The organism is Ochrobactrum sp. P6BSIII, from assembly GCF_014138065.1.
Classification (GTDB): Bacteria; Pseudomonadota; Alphaproteobacteria; order Rhizobiales; family Rhizobiaceae; genus Brucella.
On record NZ_JACGXB010000003.1, the window covers coordinates 1 to 21,690 of the forward strand.

Genomic DNA, 21,690 nt, shown 5'->3' on the forward strand with positions numbered 1-21,690 from the left:
GGTGGCGATTTCCAGCGCGCGCTTGCGGCCATAGGACAGATCGGCAGCCAGTGCATGACGGGCATCGGCAAGGCCGACGCGTTCCAGAAGTTCGATTGCCTGCGCGTCCAGCCGATCCAGCGCGGAAAGCGCACGCCAGAATTGCGTGGCAAGGCCGTTCGGGCGCTGCAACGCCACCTTGACGTTTTCCAGCACAGTCAGATGCGGGAAGGTGGCCGAAATCTGGAACGAGCGCACCAGTCCCATCCGCGCCACTTTGGCCGGATCAGTTTTGGTGATCGTTTCGCCCAGAAGCGTGATCTCGCCGCTTGTCGGCTGCAAAAACTTGGTCAGGAGATTGAACACCGTCGTCTTGCCAGCTCCGTTCGGGCCGATCAGCGCATGAACACGGGCATGTTCCACATCAAGATCGACATTCTTCACCGCGTAAAAGCCGCCAAACGACTTGCCTAGTCCCCGCGCCGACAAAACATGACGCCCAGAACCCTGCCGTGAATTATCCGAACCAGACGGCCCTGCCTCACGCAGAGCCGCATCTCTCACAGTCGAAGCTTCCATCCAATCAGCCTCTTACTGCTTTACCAATGGACAGCCGCTTTCTTCCGGCTTCATATAAGCCTGATCGCCGGGGATCGTGGCCAGCACCTTATAGTAATCCCAAGGGGCCTTGCTTTCATCCGGCTTCTTCACTTCCATCAGATACATGTCGTAGATCATGCGTCCGTTGGGGCCGACCTTGCCGTGACGGGCAAAGACGTCTTCGACCGGCATTTCATGCAGCTTCTTGGCGACGGCTTCGGTTTCGTCCGTGCCCGCTTCCTTGATCGCCTTCAGATATTGCGTGACGGCGGAGTAGGTGCCTGCCTGGATCATGTTCGGCATACGGCCAGTGCGGTCGAAGAAGCGCTTGCCGAATGCGCGCGATTCATCATCGCGATCCCAGTAGAAGCCTTCGGTCAGGGTCAGGCCCTGTGCGGCTTCAAGGCCGAGACCGTGCACTTCCGACAGGGTGAAGAGCAGGGCGGCGAGGCGCTGTCCGCCTGCAACGATGCCGAATTCAGCGGCCTGCTTGATTGCGTTGGAGGTATCAAGGCCCGCATTGGCGAGACCGACAACCTTCGCGCCGGAAGACTGCGCCTGCAGCAGGAACGAGGAGTAATCCGTAGTGGACAGCGGATGGCGGACAGAGCCCAGCACCTTACCGCCCTTCGATTCCACGAACTTCGTGGTCTGTTCTTCCAGCGAATAGCCGAAAGCGTAATCGGCGGTCAGGAAGAACCATGTATCGCCGCCTTGCTGCACAAGCGAACCGCCGGTGCCAACTGCAAGCGCGTGGGTGTCATAGGCCCAATGGAACCCGTAAGGCGTGCACTGCTTGCCGGTCAGTTCCGACGTGGCGGCGCCCGTATTGATGGTGATCTTCTTCTTGTCCTTCGACAGTGCCTGCACGGCGAGGCCGACGGAGGAGGTCGTCAGTTCCATGATGGAATCGACCTGTTCTGTGTCGTACCACTGGCGCGCGATGTTCGACGCGACGTCAGGCTTATTCTGGTGGTCGGCGGTGATGATTTCAATCGGCGCATCGAGCACCTTGCCGCCGAAATCCTCGGCAGCCATTTTGGCGGCCTCATAAGACCATTTGCCGCCAAAGTCGGCATAGACGCCCGACTGGTCGTTCAAAATACCGATCTTGACTTTACCATCGGAAATTTCAGCTGCTGAAGATATGGCCGTTGCAGCCAGCAGTGCTGCCGTTGCGATCGCAAGACGCTTCATAAAATACTCCTCCCAATAATTCCCTTAACCCCTCGATAAAATCGAACGGTATCCTCCAGTGAAGCGGCCTTGTTACAGGCGGGACAATTGGCCTCCTCAGACCAGTCGTCTTTATGCTTCCGCCCGATTTTTTCCTCCATTCGGGCTTTCAATTCGAACGGTAGCATTGACAAATGCGTACAAGAACAACAATTTTTGAACAGCGTCTGTTCAGAAATGTACAGATGCGTTTGAAGAAATGCGGGCAGTCTTTTGGGAGCCAGGCATGCGGCAGTTTACATGGGACGATCTGCAATATTTTCTGGCCGTCGCGCGCACGGGACAGCTCTCTACTGCGGCGCGGCAATTGCGCACCAGCCATGTAACGGTGCTGCGCCGCATCGACCGGCTGGAGCAAGCGCTGGCGACCAAATTATTTGAGCGCAACCCGCGTGGTTATTTGCTGACGCCAATGGGTGAACGTCTGGTCGAGCCTGCGGAAGTCATGGAACGCGAGGCCATGAAGTTCCAGACCGAGGCCACCGGCAATCTTGCGGCGCTGTCGGGTGTCGTGCGTCTTTCGACGCTTGAGGGCTTCGGCAATTTCTTTCTGGCCGACCGCCTGCCGGTGCTGGCGCGGTCTTATCCGAGCCTGTTCGTGGAAGTGGTGACGATCCAGCAGATCATGTCGCTGTCGCGCCGTGAGGCAGAACTGTCGATCACGCTGCACATGCCGCGCAACGGGCCTTATCACAGCGACAAGCTCACTTCCTACCGGCTGTTTATCTACGGGCACCGCGACTATCTGGCCCGCCATCCGCCAATCCGCAGCAAAGAGGATTTGGCCCGCCATCCCTTCATCGGCTATATCGAGGACATGGTGTTTACACCGGGGCTGGACTATATGCGCGAGATCCTGCCGGGCCAGCGCTGCACCTATCAAAGCTCCAGCATTCACGCGCAGCTCCTCGCCACACAGACCAGCTATGGCCTGTGTGTGCTTCCCTTCTTTATCGCCAGCAAACATCCTGAACTGGTGCCAGTTCTGCCCCGCGACATGCATCTGGTGCGCGAATACTGGATGAGCTGCCATGTCGACGTCATGGCAGCGCCGCGTATCCGCGTCATCAGCGATTTCATGGTTCGCGCCGTGCGGGAATTCTCAAGCGATTTTCTGGGCGAAAGCCTTTTGCAGCCGTGATTGGCGTGGCCCTGACGTCAGAGATTGACGCCGGTAAAGGCGATAAAACATGCCACGGCGAGCGCGATGCAACCAAACAAAATAATGGATAGACTAAGCGTGTTCATGGTCCCCCTCCACTTTACGCAACGTAAAGTGGGTATGCGGGGCTTTTAAAGCGGAGTCCAGCTGGAAAGTTTGCCAGTGCGACAAAAGTTGTAGGTAACAAAGGAAAAGCCCCGGACGAACCGGGGCTTTGGATTACTTCTGTTTCGCGAGGCCTTGTTCCCGCATCTGGCTGAGCGACATTTTTGGCGAAAGCGCTTCCGGATCGATGCGGATTTCGATCAAAGCAGGTTTGCCGGATTGTTCGCAGCGCTCAAAAGCGGCTGCAAAATCGGCTGTCGCTTCGACCGTTTCACCATGCAGGCCATAGGCGCGTGCAAGAGCGGCGAAATCCGGATTGGCAAGGCCCGTGCCGGAAACGCGACCCGGATAGGTGCGCTCCTGATGCATGCGGATGGTTCCGTACATGCCGTTATTGACCACCACGAAAATCGCCTTGGCATTATATTGCGCGGCGGTCGCCAGTTCCTGACCGTTCATCAGGAAGCAGCCGTCACCGGCAAAAGCCACAACGGTCCGCTCCGGTGCGGCCAGCTTGGCCGATACCGCAGCCGGGACGCCATAGCCCATGGAGCCGTTGGTGGGCGCCAATTGGCTGCGATAGGTGCGGTATTGGTAAAAGCGATGCGGCCAGGCGGAATAATTGCCAGCGCCATTGGTGATGATGGAATCGGCAGGCAGATGTGCGCGCAGCCATTCCATGATCTCGCCCATCTGCACCGCGCCCGGTATGACCGGCGTTTTCATATTATCGCGATAATCGGCGTTGGCCGTTTCGGCCCATGCCTTGCTGCGTGGCGCGGCAATGGGGGCAAGCTTCGATGCAGCGCGGGCAAAAGCCGGCATGCTGGCATTGATCGGCAGATCGGCGTGATAGACACGGCCCAGCTCTTCAGCACCCGGATGGATGTGGATGAGCTTCTGTTGCGGCACCGGAATGCTGACAAGCTCATAGCCTTGCGTGGTCATTTCGCCGAGCCGCGCGCCGATGACCACGAGAAGGTCGCTGTCGCGCACGCGTTGCGCCAGCTTCGGGCTGATCGACGTGCCCATTTCGCCGGCATAAAGCGGATGGGTGTTGTCGAACATGTCCTGACAGCGGAAGGAAGCGGCCACCGGCAGATGCATGTTTTCGGCGAATGTGCGCAGGTCGCGCACCGCGTCCTGATCCCAGCCGCCACCGCCGACGATCATCAGCGGGCGTTCAGCCTTTTCGATCAGCTGCACCATGTCCTGCAACTGGTCCTGACCCGGATGCATCTCGACCTTTTTGTAGGCCGGGGCATCGCTGACGGCGGCATAAGATGTCAGCATATCTTCCGGCAGGGCAATCACAACCGGGCCGGGGCGTCCGTTGACGGCGCGATGAAAGGCCTGGCTGACGAGTTCTGGAATGCGGGCGGCATCGTCGATCTGCACGACCCATTTGGCCATCTGGCCGAACATGCGGCGGTAATCGACTTCCTGAAAGGCTTCGCGCTCCACCTGGTCGCTGGCCACCTGACCGATGAACAGGAGCATCGGCGTGGAATCCTGAAAGGCAGTGTGCACGCCGACGGAGGCGTTGGTTGCGCCCGGTCCGCGCGTGACGAAACAGATGCCGGGCTTGCCGGTCAGTTTGCCATGGGCGTCAGCCATATAGGCAGCGCCGCCTTCTTGACGGCAGACGATCAGATCGATTTCATCCGGTACGTCGTGAAAAGCGTCGAGCGCGGCGAGATAGCTTTCTCCGGGAACGCAGAAAACACGGTCCACGCCGTGAATGCGCAACGCGTCCACCAATATCTGGCCCCCGGTACGCGTATTGGGTTTGCTGGTCATCTGATGCATTTCCTCACTCTCAAATCTCGGACGATTGTTCGTCTCTTCTTTGGATGGCGGGGCGAACCGTAGGGCCCTTTGGATGCACCACACGCTGTTGATATTGTTCGGCCCCTCCCGGTCAAACATATGCATAACAGCATAGCCCCCGGCGTGAATACAGACTAAACATGATGAGCAAAACAGATGATCTCATGTCGGGAGGACAAGATGGCGCAAGCAAACTCTGGCAAAATTCGTGTCGGTATTGGCGGCTGGGCATTCGAGCCGTGGGACGAAAGCTTTTATCCGGAGAAGCTCGCGAAGAAGCGTCAGCTGGAATATGCGTCGAGCAAGCTGACCTCAATCGAGATCAATTCCACCTATTACGGCCCGCAAAAGCCGACGACCTTTGCCAAGTGGCACAACGAAACGCCAGACGGCTTTGTCTTTTCACTGAAAGCGCCACGTTTTTCGACCAATCGCCGTGTGCTGGCCGAAGCTGGCGAAAGCATTGAGCGCTTTCTGACGGGCGGCGTGATGGAGCTGAAGGAGAAGCTTGGCGTCGTCAACTGGCAGTTCATGGGAACGAAGAAATTCGATCCGGTGGATTTCGAAGCCTTTCTCAAGCTTTTGCCAAAGCGCCTTGACGGGCGCGACCTGCGCCATGCGGTGGAAGTGCGCCACGACAGTTTCAATTCGCCCGAGTTCACCGCACTGTTGCGGGAATATGGTGTTGCAGCCGTCATTGCCGGTGACAGCGCCTTTCCGCAATTTGCCGATCTGGCAGCCCCTTTCGCCTATCTGCGGATCATGGGAACCAAGGAAGGCGAGCCGCTCGGCTATAGCGAAGCCGAACTTGATCAATGGGCGACAAGGGCCAAAGCGATTGCCGCCGGAAAGGCCCCGGGCGGTTTGCGCACCATCGAACCTGCCGTGGATGACGGCGTGGCGCGCGATGTCTATCTCTATGTTATCAGCGGCTATAAGGCGCATAATCCCCATGCGGCTATGGCCTTGATTGATCGGCTGAAATGATGCCTCGTGACGGCTGTTGATTTTCATCCGAGTCGTCCGAGACCCATCATGCCGCATCTTGATCTTCCCGCCCTTCGCGCTTTCGTCGACACCATCCCGCAGAACTATAAAGGTCCCGGTGGTGTCGTCGCCGTCGTCAAGGACGGCGAAGTCGTCCTCAGTCATGCCTGGGGTTTTGCCGATCTGCGCGCGCGCCAGCCGATGACGGCGCAAACGCGGATGCCGATCTGCTCGGTCAGCAAGCAGTTCACCTGCGGCGTGCTTCTCGACAGCGTCGGCGAGCCGGAAGTGCTGGACGATGCGCTGGCCGCCTATCTCGCTGGTTTCGAGGATGAGCGCCCGAGCCTGCGCACCCTGTGCCACAACCAGTCGGGCCTGCGCGATTACTGGGCGCTAACGGTGCTGTGCGGCGGCGACCCGGAAGGCGTGTTTCTGGCCGAACATGCACAATCGCTGCTGAAACGCCTGAAGACGACGCATTTTACGCCGGGCAGTCATTATTCCTACTGCAATGGCAATTTCCGCATTCTGGCGGATTTGATTGAGAGCCATACGGGCCGCTCACTGGTCGATCTTCTGTCGGAGCGGATTTTCAAACCGGCTGGCATGAAGACGGCGGAACAGATCACTGATACGGCGCTTTTCACCGAATGCACCGGCTATGAAGGCGATACTGTGCGCGGCTTTCTGCCTGCCACCAACCGTATCCACTGGATGGGCGATGCGGGCATTTGCGCGTCGCTGGACGACATGATCGCCTGGGAACAGTTCATCGATGCAACGCGCGATGACGAGAACGGCCTTTATCGCCGTCTGAGCGGGCCGCAGGTTTTCAGCGATGGCGCAGCCGCGCCTTACGGCTTCGGCCTCAAATTCGAGGAAGTGGGCGGCAAGCGGCTCACCGGCCATGGCGGCGCGCTGCGCGGTTGGCGCTGCCAGCGCTGGCATTGCGCCGATGAGCGGATTTCCACCATCGCCATGTTCAATTTCGAAGGCGGCGCTTCTGATCTCGCGGCCAAGCTGATGAAGCTTGCGCTCGGTGTGCCATCGCCGGAACCGGAACGGGTCGAAGCCGATGCGGGCTGGTTCGGGTCGTGGCTCGACGCTGAAACTGGTCTGGTGCTCAGCCTTGAGGATGCCGGGCGCGGTCGGATGAAAGCGCGTTTCGGGACCGGCCCGGAAGTGATGGATGTGGTGAGTAAGGACGAGGCGCGTTCCTCCATGACCACGATCCGCCGAGAGGGCGATACGATCCATCTCGCGCGCGCCGATGAAAACCTGTTCCTCACCATGAGCCGTGTGACGGGCGAGGCCAAGCGCGACATTCTTGGGCGTTTCCGCAATGAAGAGCTTGGCGCAGACTTGGCTCTGGTGGCTGAAGGCGGCGCGATCTACGGCGCGTTCGAAGGTTTTCTCGGCAAAAGCGACATGTATCCGCTTTATGCCGTGGGCGCCGATGTCTGGCTTATGCCGGTGCAGCGTTCGATGGATGCGCCGTCGCCGGGCGAATGGAAGCTGGTCTTCCGTCGCAATGACAAGGGCGATATTATCGGGGCTTCGGTCAGCAGCTGGCTGGCGCGGGCTGTCGACTATGTGAAAGTCTCCGGCTGAACGAGGAAAGTCATGAGCGAGCTCAAGGTCAGAACCCGCGAGACGGGTGCGGTTGCCGAAATGCCGGAAGGCCAGTTGCCGGTGATCACCACGCCGACGGGCGGCAAGGTCGAGCTGGTGACGAGTGTGAGCCAGCCGGGTTTTAACCCGCTTGATCTGCTCTATGCATCGGTCGCCGCCTGCATGGCGCTGAGCGCACGCATTGCTGCGGGCAAGCTTGGTTTGCGTGAAAAGCTGGCCGATGTTCGTGTTGAGGTTAAGGGCGACAAGACACATGAAAGCCCGTCACGCATCGAGCAGTTCCATATCGCATTTCACTTCGATGGCGATCTTTCAGCCGAAGAGAAGCAACACATTGCCGAACTGGCCGAAGAAATCTGCACTGTCAGCAATACGCTGCGCAGCACTCCCGCTTTTGACCTGAAGGTCGAATAACAAAAAAGCCCGGTTACAACCGGGCTTTTCTTTGAATGGTGGGTGATCACACCGCTTCGTCGTTGGCAGGCTTTTCCCAAAGGTTCACGCCGCCTTCGACCGCATATTTGTCGATCTCGTTCAGCTCGTCTGCCGAGAAGGAGAGATTGTCCAGCGCCTTGACGTTTTCAACGATCTGCTCCGGCGAGCTTGCGCCGATCAGCGCCGAGGTGACGCGCGGATCGCGCAGCACCCAGGCCAGCGCCATCTGGGCGAGGCTCTGCCCGCGCTTCTTAGCGATTTCGTTGAGACTGCGGGCGCGCTCGATATTGTCGTCGCTCAGATGCACCGGGCGCAGCGATTTGTTGCCCGGCTGGTTGATGCGCGCATCCGCCGGAATGCCGTTGAGGTAGCGATTGGTCAGCAGACCCTGCGCCAGCGGCGTGAAGGCAATGACACCGGCGCCGACATCGTCGGTCGCCGACAGCAGATCCTTTTCGATCCAGCGGTTGAACAGATTGTAAGATGGTTGGTGGATCAGAAGCGGCACGTTGCGCGCGGCCAGTATCTTGGCGATTTCACGTGTCTTGCCGGCCGAATAAGACGAAATGCCGACATAAAGCGCCTTGCCCTGTTCGACGGCGCTGGCCAGCGCGCCAGCCGTTTCTTCCAGCGGCGTATTGGCATCGAAACGGTGCGAATAGAAAATATCCACATAGTCGAGGCCGAGACGTGACAGGCTCTGGTCGAGGCTCGCAAGGATTGCCTTGCGCGAGCCGCCGCCACGTCCATAGGGGCCGGACCACATTTCCCAGCCAGCCTTGCTGGAGATGATCAGCTCGTCACGATAACGGCCAAGGTCGCTTTTCAGGATCTGGCCGAAATTGCGTTCTGCCGAGCCGGGAGGCGGACCGTAATTATTGGCAAGATCGAAATGGGTGATGCCAAGATCGAAGGCCTTGAACAGCATCGCCTTCTGACGGTCGAGCGGAATTCCGTCTCCGAAATTGTGCCAGAGGCCGAGCGAAATGGCAGGCAGGACGAGACCACTGCGCCCGACACGGCGGAAATTGGCCTTGTCGTAGCGGTCGGAAGCGGCAAGATAAGACATGAAAAACCCTGTCGTGAGTATGGTGCGGGTGCACCTCGTATGAAATGGGCGGAAGGAATCCGATTTCTTTCCGGCGAATAACTAAGCCCACACTAGTTATAGGACGTGACGGATTTCTTTCAAACGCCGTGTAATTTTTATCCGCTTCTTCGTCAGATGACGTTGCGGATGCGTTCCACACCAAGTTTGATGACGCTTTCCATTGCTGCGCGGGCCTTTTGCGGATCGCGGGATGCGATGGCATGCGCAATACGCAGGTGGTTGGCCGCGCATTCGGCAATGCCTTCGCGCGATGCGGCAGGTGAGGAAAGCTGGAACGACACAGCAAGTGCTGCCTCGATCAGCCCGCTAACCGAACGCATGAACGGATTGCCCGACATGCGCGCAACCGCGAGATGGAATTCCAGGTCGACCTTGGCAATGGTTTCCGGCGTGTGCTGCGGATTATCGAACTTGGCGGCGAGCGCATAGAGTTCGACGATTTCGTCGCTGGTGGCGCGCTCGGCTGCGGCGGCGGCTGCAGCGGGTTCAAGCGCCATGCGCATTTCGGCCAGATGGTCGACAAAGACTTCATCGAAGCCCGCTTCGAAGCGCCATGTCAGAACATCGGGATCAAAGAAGTTCCAGCTGGCATGGCCCAGAACGCGGGTGCCGACCTTGGCCTTCGGTTCAATCAGGCGCTTGGCGGCAAGTGTTTTCATCGCCTCGCGCAGGACCGTGCGGGAAACGCCGAAGCGCAATGACAACTCGTTGTCACCGGGCAGGATCGAACCTTCGGGAATGGTGCCCGCGACAATGCCGCGCCCGAGTTCCCCCACGACGACAGCGTGGCTGTTATGCCGCTTGCGTCCGGTTATGGCCGTTTCCAGCAATCCCAATTCAGGCCTCCTTCATGCGTTGCCGCGCTAGTCTGAGATCCGAGAACCACAACAGTCCTCGTTGCAGGGCGATGAACAGGAACAGCAATATACCGATTGCGATTTTCGTCCACCAGGAAGACAGCGTGCCGTCGAAAACAATATAGGTCTGTATCAGCCCCTGTATCAGAATACCGACAAATGTTCCCGCAACCAGTCCCGCGCCGCCGGTCAGAAGCGTTCCGCCGATGACCACCGATGCGATGGCATCCAGTTCCACGCCCACCGTCGCCAGCGAATAGCCGGACGAGGTATAGAGCGTATAGACGATACCGGCGAGGCCGGAAAGCACACCCGACATTGTGTAGATGCCGATGGTCGTGCGGCCGATGGGAACGCCCATCAGTTCTGCCGATTGCTGGTTGCCGCCAAGCGCATAGATGTTTGCGCCAAAGCGCGTGCGGTGGGCGAGAATGCCGCCGACAATGAACACAGCCAGCATCAGCATGGCGATGAAAGTCAGCCTGCCGCCGCCCGGCAGCCGGAAATAGAGCCCCTGCAACGTGTCGATGAAGGGGTGCGAGATCGGCACGGATTCCGTCGAGATCAGGAAGGCCGCGCCGCGCGCGAGGAACATACCGGCCAGCGTCGCGACAAAAGGCGGGATGCCAAGATAATGGATCATCATGCCCATCCATGCGCCAAAAAGAGCGGCGATGATGAGAACGAGTCCGAATGCTACAAGTGGATGCACGCCGAGCTTGCCGACGAGAACCGCGACGAAAACGCTGGTGAAGGCAATCACCGAGCCAACGGAGAGATCAATGCCGCCGGAAATGATGACGAAGGTCATGCCAACAGCGGCAATGCCGAGAAAAGCATTGTCGGTCAACAGATTGCCGATCACTCGCGTCGACAGCATGTTCGGGAACTGCACGGCGCAGATCGCATAGGCGATCAGGAAAATCGCCACCGTGGTCAGAAAGGGCAGGTTGCGAAGAATTCTCATTGTCCTGCTCCTCGCTGAGGCCGGGCCTCTTGCCGGGGCTGTGGGTTCTGATGGGCGCCATTGGCCGCGCTCTTGTGCTGCGAGCGCAGGAAGCCGATCAGGTTGACGATGGCCGCCGACTGGAAGGTGAGCACCACGATGATGATGCCTGCCTTGATGATGAGGTTGAATTCCGGCGGGAAGCCCGCCATCAGAATGCCGGTGTTGATCGACTGGATGATGAGTGCGCCGAGCAGCGAGGCGGTGATCGAGAAGCGCCCGCCATTGAGTGATGTACCACCGATGACAACGGCCAGAATGGCGTCGAGTTCAAGCCACAGACCGGCATTGTTGGCATCCGCGCCGCGAATGTCGGCGGTCGCGATCAAGCCTGCAAGCGCTGCGCCAACGCCCGAAACGGCATAGACGCTGAACAGCAGGAAGCGTGCCTTGACGCCCGCCAGCATGGCAGCGCGGCGATTGATACCGGTTGCCTCGATCAGGAAGCCGAGCGCGCTGGAGCGCACCGCAATGCCGACCACCAGCCCGGCCAGAATCCAGATCAGCACTGGAATGGGTATGCCGATAAACGAGCCGGAGCCGAGTGCGGCGAAGGCGTCATTGTTGAAGGTGAGGATTGCGCCTTCGGTGATGAGCTGGGCGATACCGCGTCCCGCCACCATGAGGATCAGGGTTGCGATAATCGGCTGTATATCGAAGACGGCGACCAGAAAGCCGTTCCACAGGCCACAGAGCAGGCCGACGCCGAGAGCAGCCGGAATGACAATAGCGAGTGGATAGCCCGCGACGATCAACGATGCGGCGAAAGCGCCGCTGATCGCCATGACCGCGCCGACGGAAAGGTCGATGCCGCGTGTGGCGATCACCAGCGTCATGCCGACGGCCAGAATGGCGACAGGTGCTGCGCGCACCAGAATGTCGATCAGGCTGCCGTAAAGGCGGCCATTCTGGAACGAAACATCAAGGAAGCCGGGCGAGATAATGGTGTTCGCGGCAAGAATCAGAATGAGGGCTGCAAGCTGCGGCGCCAGTCTTTTGAATTTTCTGGATATGCGGGCGATCATGCTGCGGCTTCCTTCTGGCTCGCAGAAGCGATTTTCGGGCCGGTCTCTGCTATTGCGCGCACGATATTGTCGGCGGTGATTTCTTCACCCCGCAATTCCGCGACGTGGCGGCGGTCCGACAGAACCACCACGCGATTGGCGACGGCGGCCAGTTCTTCGAATTCGGACGAGATGATGACAAGCGCCATGCCTTGTCCGCAAAGTTCGCCGATCAGTTTGAGAATTTCGGCATGCGCCCCGATGTCGATACCGCGTGTCGGTTCATCGAGAATCAGAAGACGGGGATCGGTGGCGAGCCAGCGCGCCAGAATGGCCTTTTGCTGGTTGCCGCCGGACAGAAACTTGATCGGCTTGTGCGGATCGGGCGGACGGATATCGAGCGCCTTGATATAGCGATCGGCCAGTGCCGCTTTTTCACGCGAGGACAGCGGCTTTGACCAGCCGCGTTTGCCCTGCACGGCAAGCGCAATATTTTCGGCCACCGAAAAATCACCGATGATGCCGTCCGTCTTGCGTTCTTCCGGGCAGAAGGCGAACCGCTCGGAAATGGCCGCGACGGGTGAGGGCAGCTTTATCTCCTTGCCATCGACCGTGAGCTGGCCGCTATCGGCTTCATCAACGCCAAACATGAGAAGGGCGGTTTCGGTGCGGCCCGAACCCAGCAGGCCCGCAATGCCGACAGCTTCGCCGGGCTTGATGGCGAGATCGAACGGGGCAACGCTGCCTTTCTTGCCGTAGCCGGAAAAGCGGATGGGCGCGACCGTGTCGTCGCTGACCTCTTCGGTCAGCTGGCGGCGCACGGTTTCCTGCAACTGGTGGCCGAGCATCATGGAGATGAGGTCGGTGCGCGGCAGTTCCGACAGGTTGCGGCTGCCAACCAGACGACCGTTGCGCAGCACGGTGGCGCAATCGGCAATCGCATAGACCTGATCAAGAAAATGCGTGATGACGATGATGCCGAGCCCTTCAGCCTTCAGCTGGCGTAGCACGGTGAACAGCATTTCGACTTCGCGCGCATCAAGGCTGGCGGTCGGTTCGTCAAGGACAAGCACCTTGCCCGACAAATCAACGGCGCGTGCAATCGCGATGATCTGGCGTATGGCGACGGAATAGGCCGAGAGCGGCGCGCTGACATCGATGCCGAGACCGTAGCGCGCGAGGAGGGTGGTTGCGTCCTTTTCCATACGCCGACGATCGACAAAGCCGAAACGGCGCGGCTGGCGGCCAAGAAACAGGTTTTCGGCGACGGTGAGGTTCTCCAGCAGGTTCACTTCCTGATAGACGGTGCCGATGCCGAGCGTCTGTGCTTCTGCCACGGAGGCTGGCGCGATGGGCTCTCCGTCAAGAAGGATCGAGCCGTCAAAGCCATGATAGGCGCCGGTCAATATCTTGATGAGTGTGGATTTACCTGCGCCGTTTTCACCTAGCAAGGCATGGATTTCGCCGCGTTTGAGCGCGAAATCGACATGGTCAAGTGCGGTGACGCCCAGAAAGGATTTGGTGATCGAGCGAGCTTCGAGAAGCGGTATAACCGACGCCTGTTGAGCGCCTGTTTCAGGGCGAGTCATGGCAGTCTTCCGTTTGCGAATTGCAACGATACCCTTCGCCGGGACAAGCCGAAGCATGCCGCGCTGAAGGGAAACCCGGGCCGCCGAAAGCTGGCGGCCCGAATGACACGAAGATTAGTAGCCGAGGCCCTTCTTGGCTTCGTATACAGCCTTCGGATCGTCAGCCTGCGTATAAAGCTTGGATTCCGTCTGGATCCACTTCGGCGGAACGGTGCCCTTGGCCTTGAAGGCTTCAATCGCATCGAAAGCGGGACCGGCCATGTTCGGCGTCAGCTCCACGGTGGCATTGGCCTCGCCATTGGCCATGGCCTGGAAGATATCAGGCACGGAATCGATCGACACGATCTTGATGTCGGTGCCCGGCTTCAGGCCTGCTTCCTTGATGGCCTGAATGGCGCCGACGGCCATGTCGTCATTATGGGCATAGACAGCACAGATATTCTTGCCGCCGCCTTCAGCCTTGATGAAGCTTTCCATGACTTCCTTGCCCTTGGTGCGGGTAAAGTCGCCAGTCTGCGAACGGGAAATCTTGATGTTGTCGTGACCCTTGATCGCTTCTTCAAAGCCCTTCTTGCGGTTGATCGCAGGCGACGAACCGGTCGTGCCCTGAAGTTCGACCACATTGCAGGACTTGTCGCCCACGTCCTTCACCAGCCACTCACCGGCAACCTTGCCTTCATGGACCTGATCGGAAGTCACGGCGGTGAGATAGAGATCTTCCGGGGAATCGATCTGGCGGTCGAGCAGAACGACCGGAATTTCAGCTTCCTTGGCTTCCTTCAGGACAGCGTCCCAGCCGGTCGAGACGACCGGTGCGATCAGGATCGCATCCACACCCTGTGCAATGAAGCCACGCACGGCCTTGATCTGGTTTTCCTGCTTCTGCTGCGCATCGGCGAACTTCAGCGTATATCCGCGCTTTTCAGCTTCCTGCTTGGTCAGGGCTGTCTCTGCGGCGCGCCAGCCCGATTCAGAGCCGATCTGCGAGAAGCCGACCGTCAGCGATGCCGCCGACACGCTTGAAATCAAGGCGAACGAAAAGACAGCCGACAGGGCGGCGATACTGCGTTTCATGATTGTTCCTCCCAATAAAAAGGCCCTCCCGGCCTTCCTGTTTATGAAGCATATAATATTACTTTATAGCAAGCGTCTTTCGCTGGATCACAATAAATTTTGGCTGCGACAAACAGGCATTTCTGCCATTATATAAGTAAAATCAAATGGTTCATTACTTATATAGGCGCCTCATATCGTCCGTCTGTGTATGGGGCGGTTCAGCTTGCTTGACAAAGCAGGTCTTGGCAAAATAGTCATATTAATAATAGAAGTTGCCGCAAAGCGTTAGCATGCGTTTAATCGGCCGGTATGGAGTGCCCGCGATATTTTCGCGGTTAGGGAGGTTCAATGTTACGTCTGGTACAGTTCCGCGATGCGGGCGGTGAAACGCGTGTGGCTGCATGCGGGGATGATGGTGCGGCACATATCGTCAAAGGCGCTTCGACGACCTATGAACTGGCCTGGGCGGCAATTGGTGCGGGCATCAGCCTTGCAGAGCAGGTGGAGCGCAATGGTAAGGGCGAAGCCGTCGATATCGACGCTGCGCTGGCTGCGGGTCGCGTCGGCCTGCCGATCACCCATTCCGATCCGGCTCATCTGATCGTTGCAGGCACCGGCCTCACGCATCTTGGTTCCGCCGATGGTCGCGACAAGATGCACAAGGCGGCGCAGGCTGCCGAAAAGCCGACCGATTCGATGCGCATGTTCCTGATGGGCGTCGAAGGCGGCAAGCCTAAGCCCGGCGAAACCGGCGTTCAGCCGGAATGGTTCTACAAGGGTGATGGTTCTGCGCTGGTCGCGACCGGCGGCGAACTGGTTTCTCCTTCCTTCGCCGAAGATGGCGGTGAAGAGCCAGAGCTTGCAGGCATCTATCTGATCGGTCCGGATGGTCAGCCGCACCGCCTTGGCTTCTGCCTTGCCAATGAATTTTCCGATCATGTGACCGAAAAGCAGAACTATCTCTGGCTTGCCCATTCCAAGCTGCGTCAGGCATCGCTTGGACCGGAGCTTTATGTCGGCGCGCTACCGGATCATGTGGAAGGCGTGTCGCGCATTCGTCGCGGCAATGAGGTGATCTTCGAAAAGCCGTTCCTGTCGGGTGAAGCGAACATGTCGCACACCATCGCCAATCTGGAACATCACCACTTCAAATATGAGCTGTTCCGCCGCCCGGGCGATATTCACGTGCATTTCTTCGGCACGGCGACCTTGTCCTTCTCGGAAGGTGTGAAGACGCAAACCGGCGACCAGTTCGAGATTTCGGCCAAGCCGTTCCATTATCCGCTGGTCAACAAGCTCGCTGAGGCGACAAAGGCACAGGCTGCGGCGGAGAAAGTCGCCGTCAGCGCATTGTGAGTAGCAAGATGCCAGCTTCGTCCAACATCGCTTTAGCAATTGTCGGTCTTGGCAAGATCGCGCGCGACCAGCATCTGCCGTCCATCGAGGCGGTGGATGGTATTGCGCTGGCCGCCGTCGCCAGCCGCAATGCCGGGCTGGATAGTGTGCCGTCTTTCACGGATATCGACCAACTATTGGCATCGGGTGTCGCCATCGACGCCGTGTCGTTGTGCACGCCGCCGCAGGGCCGTTTCGCGCAGGCCTATGCCGCGCTGAAGGCCCGCAAGCATGTGATGCTGGAAAAGCCTCCGGGTGCGACCATTTCCGAAGTGCAGGCGCTGGACCGTCTGGCCAAGGCGGAAGGCTTGACGCTTTATGCCACCTGGCATTCGCGCGAAGCCGCAGCGGTGGAACCGGCCCGTGATTTTCTGAAAGACGCGGTGATCCGTTCGGTCGCTGTCGCGTGGAAGGAAGATGTGCGCCATTGGCATCCCGGCCAGCAGTGGATCTGGGAACCGGGCGGGCTTGGCGTGTTCGATCCGGGCATCAATGCGCTTTCCATCGTGACGCATATTCTGCCGGAGCGCTTTTTTCTCACGCAGTCCGATCTGTATTTCCCGGAAAATCGCGCCGCGCCGATTGCTGCCGACCTCAAATTCCAGACGGAAAGCGGCATTCCGGTTTCGTTTGAACTGGATTGGCGTCAGACCGGGCCGCAGACCTGGGACATTCGTGTTGAAACCGACAAGGGCACGCTTCTGCTCACCCATGGCGGCAGCCGCCTGACCATTGCGGGCAGGGAAAAAATGGCCGAGCCGGACCGTGAATATCAGCGCCTTTACAAGCATTTTGTGCAATTGATTGGTGAGGGGCGTTTGGATGTCGATCTCGCTCCGCTCACTCACGTCGCCGATGCCTTCCTGTTTGGAAGGCGACACGCGGTTGAAGCATTCGAAGATTAGGGTATGTCGCGGAAAAGTGGGAACCGGTTTTCCAGCAACGACATGCTTAGCAACAAACGGTTAAAGCGCGGCGTAGCGACCCTATAGGCGCGACGCATCAGGAAGCGAGGTTGTCGCAATGCGCGGCCTCTTACCCAGCAGGACAAAGATATGAACAAGCCCGTCACTCCGAAAACGCCAAAATTTCGCTCGCGTGCATGGTTCGACAATCCTGACAATGTCGACATGACGGCGCTCTATCTCGAGCGCTACATGAATTACGGCCTGAGCCAGGAAGAATTGCAGTCGGGCCGTCCGATCATCGGCATCGCGCAGACGGGTTCGGACCTGTCGCCCTGCAACCGTCACCATCTGGAACTGGCCAATCGCGTCCGCGAAGGCGTGCGTGAGGCAGGCGGTATCGTCATTGAATTCCCGGTTCATCCAATTCAGGAAACCGGCAAGCGCCCGACCGCCGGTCTGGACCGCAACCTTGCTTATCTCGGCCTCGTAGAAGTGCTTTACGGCTATCCGCTCGACGGCGTCGTGCTGACGATTGGCTGCGACAAGACCACGCCTGCCTGCCTCATGGCTGCTGCGACGGTCAATATTCCGGCGATTGCGCTTTCGGTTGGCCCGATGCTCAACGGCTGGTTCCGCGGCGAACGCACGGGTTCGGGCACCATCGTCTGGAAAGCACGCGAACTTCTGGCCAAGGGCGAGATCGACTATCAGGGCTTTGTGAAGCTCGTTGCTTCTTCGGCTCCGTCGACCGGCTATTGCAACACGATGGGCACGGCCACCACGATGAACTCGCTTGCTGAAGCGCTGGGCATGCAGCTTCCGGGTTCCGCCGCTATTCCGGCGCCGTATCGTGACCGTCAGGAAGTGGCCTATCTGACGGGCCGCCGTATCGTCGAGATGGTCTATGAAGACCTCAAGCCTTCGGACGTTCTGACCAAGGATGCTTTCGTCAATGCCATCCGCGTCAATTCCGCCATTGGCGGCTCGACCAATGCGCCGATCCATCTGAACGCGCTTGCCCGCCATGTCGGCGTTGAGCTGACCGTGGACGACTGGCAGAAATACGGCGAGGAAATCCCGCTTCTGGTCAATCTCCAGCCAGCCGGTGAATATCTTGGCGAAGATTATTACCATGCCGGTGGTGTGCCAGCTGTCGTCAACCAGTTGATGGGGCAGGGCCTCATCAATGAGGATGCACTGACCGTCAACGGCAAGACCATTGGCGAGAACTGCAAGAACGCCACGATTGAAGACAGCAATGTCATCAAGACCTATGATCAGCCGCTGAAGAAGCATGCCGGTTTCCGCGTGCTGCGCGGCAATCTCTTCTCGTCGGCGATCATGAAGCTCAGCGTTATTTCGGACGAGTTCCGCAATCGTTACCTTTCCGATAGCAAGGATCCGAATGCCTTTGAAGGCAAGGCGGTCGTGTTCGACGGACCGGAGGATTACCATCATAATATCGATGATCCGGCGCTGGAGATTGACGAGCATACGGTTCTGTTCATGCGCGGCGCTGGCCCAATCGGTTATCCGGGCGCAGCGGAAGTCGTCAATATGCGCGCACCGGACTATCTGCTGAAGAAGGGCATCAGCTCGCTGCCATGCATTGGCGACGGTCGCCAGTCCGGCACGTCGGGTTCGCCGTCGATCCTCAATGCCTCGCCGGAAGCTGCTGCTGGCGGCGGTCTGGCCATTCTCAAGACCGGCGACCGCGTGCGCATCGATCTTGGTCGCGGCACGGCGGATATTCTGATTTCAAATGAGGAATTGGCTGCGCGTCACAAGGCTCTGGAAGCCGCTGGCGGCTTCAAATATCCGGAAAGCCAGACGCCTTGGCAGGAAATCCAGCGTGCCGTTGTCGGCCAGATGGAAACTGGCGCGGTTCTCGAAAACGCCGTCAAGTATCAGGATATTGCGCATACACGCGGCGTGCCGCGCGACAATCACTAAGGTCGGCACGGAATGGCTGTTGATAAAAAGCCTTTTGCTGCCGTCGCCGACTGGGGCACCACCCGGTTGCGGCTCTGGACGCTGGATGCGGACGGTGCCGTGCTGGGTGAAAGCCGGGGCGATGACGGTTTGCTGCGGGCAAAGGAAGCCGGTTTCGAGCCAACGCTCGAACGGCATCTGGCCACGCTCGGTGCGCCTGCCGATCTGCCGGTGGTGATCTGCGGCATGGCCGGTTCGCGGACCGGCTGGATCGAAGCACCTTATATGAGCCTGCCTGCCGGGCTGGACGGTATTGTGAAGGCTGCGGTGCGCGTACCTGCGCGCCGTCATGTCATCATGCTGCCGGGCGTTGCGCGGCGGGACGAAGCTGCTCCCGACGTCATGCGCGGCGAAGAGACAAAACTGCTTGGTCTGGTGCATGGGGGCACGCATGACGCCGTTGTCGTCATGCCCGGCACCCATGCCAAATGGGTGCGGATTGCCGATGGCGGTCTCGCCGATTACCGGACCTTCATGACGGGCGAATTGTTCGCTCTCCTGAAAGACAAGTCGGTGCTGGCCGGTGCGCTGGAAGGCGCTGGCGAGGTCGATCCGGCTGGAGCGGCTTTTGCGGCGGGTGTCAAAGCCTCGCTCGAAACGCCGGAACTGATCGCCAATGCGCTGTTTTCGGTTCGTGCGGGCTGGCTTGTGCATGACCGCAAGCCGACCGACCAGCTGGCGCGGCTTTCCGGCCTGTTGATCGGGCTGGAAGTTGCAGGTGGGCGCACGCTTTACGGCAAGCCGCAGCAGGTGCTGCTGTTGTCCGACGGCATGATGGGCGGGCTCTATGCAAGCGCACTTGAAATTGCCGGGCTGACAGTCAAGCGCGTCGAGGCGGACGAACTGGTGCGCGATGGCCTGTTCATGGCGGCAAAGCACGCCTTTGCGGGAGGTGCCCAATGAGCGCGCGCGTTGCATGGCCGAAGCTGCGCTATCCGCTGGTCGCGATCCTGCGCGGCATTCGTCCAGAGGAAAGCGAAGCAATCGTCGAGGCGCTGATCGAGACGGGCTTTGAAGCCATCGAGATCCCGCTCAATTCGCCCGATCCGTTCGTGTCGATTGGCAAGGCTGCGAAGCTCGCGCCTGCCAATGTGCTGATCGGTGCCGGCACAGTACTGAGCGTCGAGGATGTCGACCGGCTGCACGATGTTGGCGGCAGGCTGATGGTCAGCCCCAATGTCGAGCCGGATGTCATTCGCCGCGCGGGCGGCCATGGCATGGTGACGATGCCGGGCGTGTTCACGCCGACGGAAGCCTTTGCGGCGATCCGTGCAGGGGCATCGGCGCTGAAATTCTTTCCGGCCAGTGTGCTGGGCGCAGACGGAATCAAGGCGGTCTCCGCCGTCCTGCCGAAGGATATTCCGTTTGGCGCGGTGGGCGGCGTATCGGAAAGCGATTTCGCAACCTATGTCGCGGCAGGGGTGAGCTGTTTTGGCCTCGGATCAAGCCTTTACAAGGCTGGTTTCACGGTGGCCGATGTGCGTGAGCGCGCTAGGCGCGCTGTCGCGGCATGGGAGGCAATTGCGGGCTGAAGGAGGCGCGCAATTTGTTTGGGTTTAGGCATGTCCGGTTTCGGGCATGGTCTTGGAGGCATTCCGCAAACTGCTGGCCAACAATTTGGGCGGGGAGCGGGAGTTTGGGAGAACGGCAGGCTTCGTGGAGAAGTCTGTCCCAATTTTTGGGAGTGTAACAATGGCAGGCATGAAAACTCTAACCCTGGCAGTCGCGATGGCCGCGCTTGCCTTCACGGGCATCGCCCGCGCCGAAGACAAAGGTCTTGTGGCAGTCGCCATGCCGACGAAGTCGTCGGCTCGCTGGATCGCGGATGGCGACAACATGGTCAAGGTTCTGAAGGAACGCGGCTATCAGACCGATCTTCAGTACGCTGAAGACGATGTGCCGAACCAGCTGGCGCAGATCGAAAACATGGTGACCAAGGGCGCCAAGGTTCTCGTTGTTGCGTCCATCGACGGCACCACGCTGTCGGACGTGCTGGCGAAGGCGCATGATGCAGGCATCAAGGTCATCGCTTATGACCGCCTGATCCGCGATACGCCGAATGTCGATTACTATGCGACCTTCGATAATTTCCAGGTCGGCGTGCTTCAGGCGCAGTCGATTGAAACGGCTCTGGACCTCAAGAACAAGCCGGGCCCGTTCAATATCGAACTCTTCGGCGGCTCGCCGGACGATAACAACGCCTACTTCTTCTACAATGGCGCCATGTCCGTATTCCAGCCTTACATTGACAGCGGCAAGGTTGTCGTTGCCAGCGGCCAGACCGGCATGGACAAGGTTGCAACGCTGCGTTGGGACGGTGCGACGGCTCAGGCCCGCATGGACTCCATCCTGTCCGCTTTCTATTCGGACAAGCGCGTCGATGCGGTTCTGTCGCCTTATGACGGCATCTCCATCGGCATCCTGTCTTCGCTGAAGGGCGTCGGCTATGGCAGCGGCGACATGCCGATGCCGGTCGTTTCCGGTCAGGACGCCGAAGTGCCTTCGGTCAAGTCGATCCTCGCCGGTGAACAGACCGCGACGATCTTCAAGGACACCCGCGAACTGGCCAAGGTCACCGTCGATATGGTCGACGCGCTGATGAGCGGCAAGGAACCGGAAGTCAACGATACCAAGACCTATAACAATGGCGTCAAGGTTGTGCCAGCCTATCTTCTGAAGCCGGTTATCGTCGACAAGTCGAACTGGAAGCAGGTTCTGATCGACAGCGGTTACTACAAGGAAGACCAGATCAAGTAATCTGGACTTCCAGAGCATAGTCCGATCCTCGTGAAACGAGGATCGATTA

At 59.1% G+C, this 21,690-nt stretch carries 19 protein-coding genes; 10 read left to right on the top strand and 9 right to left on the bottom strand.

Going from position 1 to position 21,690, the window contains the following annotated elements; translation table 11 throughout:
• A partial coding sequence (locus FHW00_RS04370) for an ATP-binding cassette domain-containing protein (protein ID WP_182514637.1) occupies positions 1-558 on the bottom strand: 558 nt, incomplete at its 3' end.
• 12 nt (positions 559-570) lie between these two features.
• Positions 571-1,776 (bottom strand): ABC transporter substrate-binding protein, encoded by a 1,206-nt coding sequence (locus FHW00_RS04375; protein ID WP_078338859.1) that lies wholly within the window; start codon positions 1,774-1,776, stop codon positions 571-573.
• A 265-nt stretch (positions 1,777-2,041) separates the two neighbouring features.
• Here FHW00_RS04375 and FHW00_RS04380 point away from each other — a divergent pair, with 265 nt between their 5' ends.
• Positions 2,042-2,956 (top strand): LysR family transcriptional regulator, encoded by a 915-nt coding sequence (locus FHW00_RS04380; RefSeq protein WP_078338858.1) that lies wholly within the window; start codon positions 2,042-2,044, stop codon positions 2,954-2,956.
• 240 nt (positions 2,957-3,196) lie between these two features.
• Here FHW00_RS04380 and FHW00_RS04385 read toward each other — a convergent pair whose 3' ends face one another.
• Positions 3,197-4,882, bottom strand: a complete 1,686-nt coding sequence (locus FHW00_RS04385) for a thiamine pyrophosphate-binding protein (RefSeq protein ID WP_078338884.1) — start codon at positions 4,880-4,882, stop codon at positions 3,197-3,199.
• Positions 4,883-5,092: 210 nt separating this feature from the next.
• On the opposite strand from FHW00_RS04385, the gene FHW00_RS04390 reads away from it, so the two are divergent.
• From FHW00_RS04390 to FHW00_RS04400, 3 genes are read left to right on the top strand one after another with little or no spacing between them, the layout of a single operon-like run.
• Positions 5,093-5,899, top strand: coding sequence for a DUF72 domain-containing protein (locus FHW00_RS04390; protein WP_078338857.1), 807 nt, complete (start codon positions 5,093-5,095; stop codon positions 5,897-5,899).
• 48 nt (positions 5,900-5,947) lie between these two features.
• The gene (locus tag FHW00_RS04395; protein WP_113533841.1) at positions 5,948-7,510 is read left to right on the top strand and encodes a D-aminopeptidase; all 1,563 of its coding nucleotides are present in this window, start codon (positions 5,948-5,950) and stop codon (positions 7,508-7,510) included.
• 12 nt (positions 7,511-7,522) lie between these two features.
• Entirely contained in the window at positions 7,523-7,945 is a 423-nt protein-coding gene (locus FHW00_RS04400; RefSeq protein WP_078338856.1) for an OsmC family protein, read from the top strand.
• A 46-nt stretch (positions 7,946-7,991) separates the two neighbouring features.
• Here the strand turns inward: FHW00_RS04400 and mgrA are convergent, their stop codons facing one another.
• From mgrA to ytfQ, 6 genes are all read right to left on the bottom strand, one after another.
• A complete protein-coding gene (gene mgrA, locus FHW00_RS04405; protein ID WP_078338855.1) occupies positions 7,992-9,035 on the bottom strand; it encodes an L-glyceraldehyde 3-phosphate reductase in 1,044 nt (347 codons plus the stop codon).
• 152 nt (positions 9,036-9,187) lie between these two features.
• A complete protein-coding gene (locus FHW00_RS04410) occupies positions 9,188-9,913 on the bottom strand; it encodes a FadR/GntR family transcriptional regulator (RefSeq protein ID WP_078338854.1) in 726 nt (241 codons plus the stop codon).
• Between the two features lies 1 nt (position 9,914).
• Entirely contained in the window at positions 9,915-10,901 is a 987-nt protein-coding gene (gene yjfF, locus FHW00_RS04415) for a galactofuranose ABC transporter, permease protein YjfF (protein ID WP_078338853.1), read from the bottom strand.
• A complete protein-coding gene (locus FHW00_RS04420; RefSeq protein ID WP_078338852.1) occupies positions 10,898-11,965 on the bottom strand; it encodes an ABC transporter permease in 1,068 nt (355 codons plus the stop codon). The genes yjfF and FHW00_RS04420 overlap by 4 nt, the downstream gene beginning before the upstream one ends.
• On the bottom strand, positions 11,962-13,533 hold the full coding sequence (locus FHW00_RS04425; RefSeq protein WP_078338883.1) for a sugar ABC transporter ATP-binding protein: 1,572 nt from the start codon (positions 13,531-13,533) through the stop codon (positions 11,962-11,964). Before FHW00_RS04425 ends, FHW00_RS04420 begins: the two co-directional genes overlap by 4 nt.
• A 114-nt stretch (positions 13,534-13,647) precedes the next feature.
• Complete coding sequence (ytfQ, locus tag FHW00_RS04430; RefSeq protein ID WP_078338851.1) at positions 13,648-14,607, bottom strand: galactofuranose ABC transporter, galactofuranose-binding protein YtfQ; 960 nt, start codon at positions 14,605-14,607, stop codon at positions 13,648-13,650.
• A gap of 330 nt (positions 14,608-14,937) precedes the next feature.
• On the opposite strand from ytfQ, the gene araD1 reads away from it, so the two are divergent.
• From araD1 to chvE, 6 genes are all read left to right on the top strand, one after another.
• A complete protein-coding gene (gene araD1, locus FHW00_RS04435) occupies positions 14,938-15,945 on the top strand; it encodes an AraD1 family protein (protein WP_078338850.1) in 1,008 nt (335 codons plus the stop codon).
• A gap of 8 nt (positions 15,946-15,953) precedes the next feature.
• Positions 15,954-16,889, top strand: a complete 936-nt coding sequence (locus FHW00_RS04440; RefSeq protein ID WP_078338849.1) for a Gfo/Idh/MocA family protein — start codon at positions 15,954-15,956, stop codon at positions 16,887-16,889.
• 150 nt (positions 16,890-17,039) lie between these two features.
• Entirely contained in the window at positions 17,040-18,845 is a 1,806-nt protein-coding gene (locus FHW00_RS04445) for an IlvD/Edd family dehydratase (protein WP_182514638.1), read from the top strand.
• 12 nt (positions 18,846-18,857) lie between these two features.
• Entirely contained in the window at positions 18,858-19,787 is a 930-nt protein-coding gene (locus FHW00_RS04450) for a 2-dehydro-3-deoxygalactonokinase (protein ID WP_078338848.1), read from the top strand.
• Complete coding sequence (locus FHW00_RS04455; RefSeq protein WP_078338847.1) at positions 19,784-20,416, top strand: 2-dehydro-3-deoxy-6-phosphogalactonate aldolase; 633 nt, start codon at positions 19,784-19,786, stop codon at positions 20,414-20,416. Before FHW00_RS04450 ends, FHW00_RS04455 begins: the two co-directional genes overlap by 4 nt.
• A gap of 160 nt (positions 20,417-20,576) precedes the next feature.
• A complete protein-coding gene (gene chvE / locus FHW00_RS04460) occupies positions 20,577-21,641 on the top strand; it encodes a multiple monosaccharide ABC transporter substrate-binding protein (protein WP_078338846.1) in 1,065 nt (354 codons plus the stop codon).
• Positions 21,642-21,690: the final 49 nt, after the last annotated feature.

Coding starts and splice junctions, on each gene's coding strand:
- FHW00_RS04375 (WP_078338859.1), bottom strand. CDS start 1,776: ATGAAGCGTCTTGCGATCGCAACGGCAGCACTGCTGGCTGCAACGGCC.
- FHW00_RS04380 (WP_078338858.1), top strand. CDS start 2,042: ATGCGGCAGTTTACATGGGACGATCTGCAATATTTTCTGGCCGTCGCG.
- FHW00_RS04385 (WP_078338884.1), bottom strand. CDS start 4,882: ATGACCAGCAAACCCAATACGCGTACCGGGGGCCAGATATTGGTGGAC.
- FHW00_RS04390 (WP_078338857.1), top strand. CDS start 5,093: ATGGCGCAAGCAAACTCTGGCAAAATTCGTGTCGGTATTGGCGGCTGG.
- FHW00_RS04395 (WP_113533841.1), top strand. CDS start 5,948: ATGCCGCATCTTGATCTTCCCGCCCTTCGCGCTTTCGTCGACACCATC.
- FHW00_RS04400 (WP_078338856.1), top strand. CDS start 7,523: ATGAGCGAGCTCAAGGTCAGAACCCGCGAGACGGGTGCGGTTGCCGAA.
- mgrA (WP_078338855.1), bottom strand. CDS start 9,035: ATGTCTTATCTTGCCGCTTCCGACCGCTACGACAAGGCCAATTTCCGC.
- yjfF (WP_078338853.1), bottom strand. CDS start 10,901: ATGAGAATTCTTCGCAACCTGCCCTTTCTGACCACGGTGGCGATTTTC.
- FHW00_RS04420 (WP_078338852.1), bottom strand. CDS start 11,965: ATGATCGCCCGCATATCCAGAAAATTCAAAAGACTGGCGCCGCAGCTT.
- FHW00_RS04425 (WP_078338883.1), bottom strand. CDS start 13,533: ATGACTCGCCCTGAAACAGGCGCTCAACAGGCGTCGGTTATACCGCTT.
- ytfQ (WP_078338851.1), bottom strand. CDS start 14,607: ATGAAACGCAGTATCGCCGCCCTGTCGGCTGTCTTTTCGTTCGCCTTG.
- araD1 (WP_078338850.1), top strand. CDS start 14,938: ATGTTACGTCTGGTACAGTTCCGCGATGCGGGCGGTGAAACGCGTGTG.
- FHW00_RS04440 (WP_078338849.1), top strand. CDS start 15,954: ATGCCAGCTTCGTCCAACATCGCTTTAGCAATTGTCGGTCTTGGCAAG.
- FHW00_RS04445 (WP_182514638.1), top strand. CDS start 17,040: ATGAACAAGCCCGTCACTCCGAAAACGCCAAAATTTCGCTCGCGTGCA.
- FHW00_RS04450 (WP_078338848.1), top strand. CDS start 18,858: ATGGCTGTTGATAAAAAGCCTTTTGCTGCCGTCGCCGACTGGGGCACC.
- FHW00_RS04455 (WP_078338847.1), top strand. CDS start 19,784: ATGAGCGCGCGCGTTGCATGGCCGAAGCTGCGCTATCCGCTGGTCGCG.
- chvE (WP_078338846.1), top strand. CDS start 20,577: ATGGCAGGCATGAAAACTCTAACCCTGGCAGTCGCGATGGCCGCGCTT.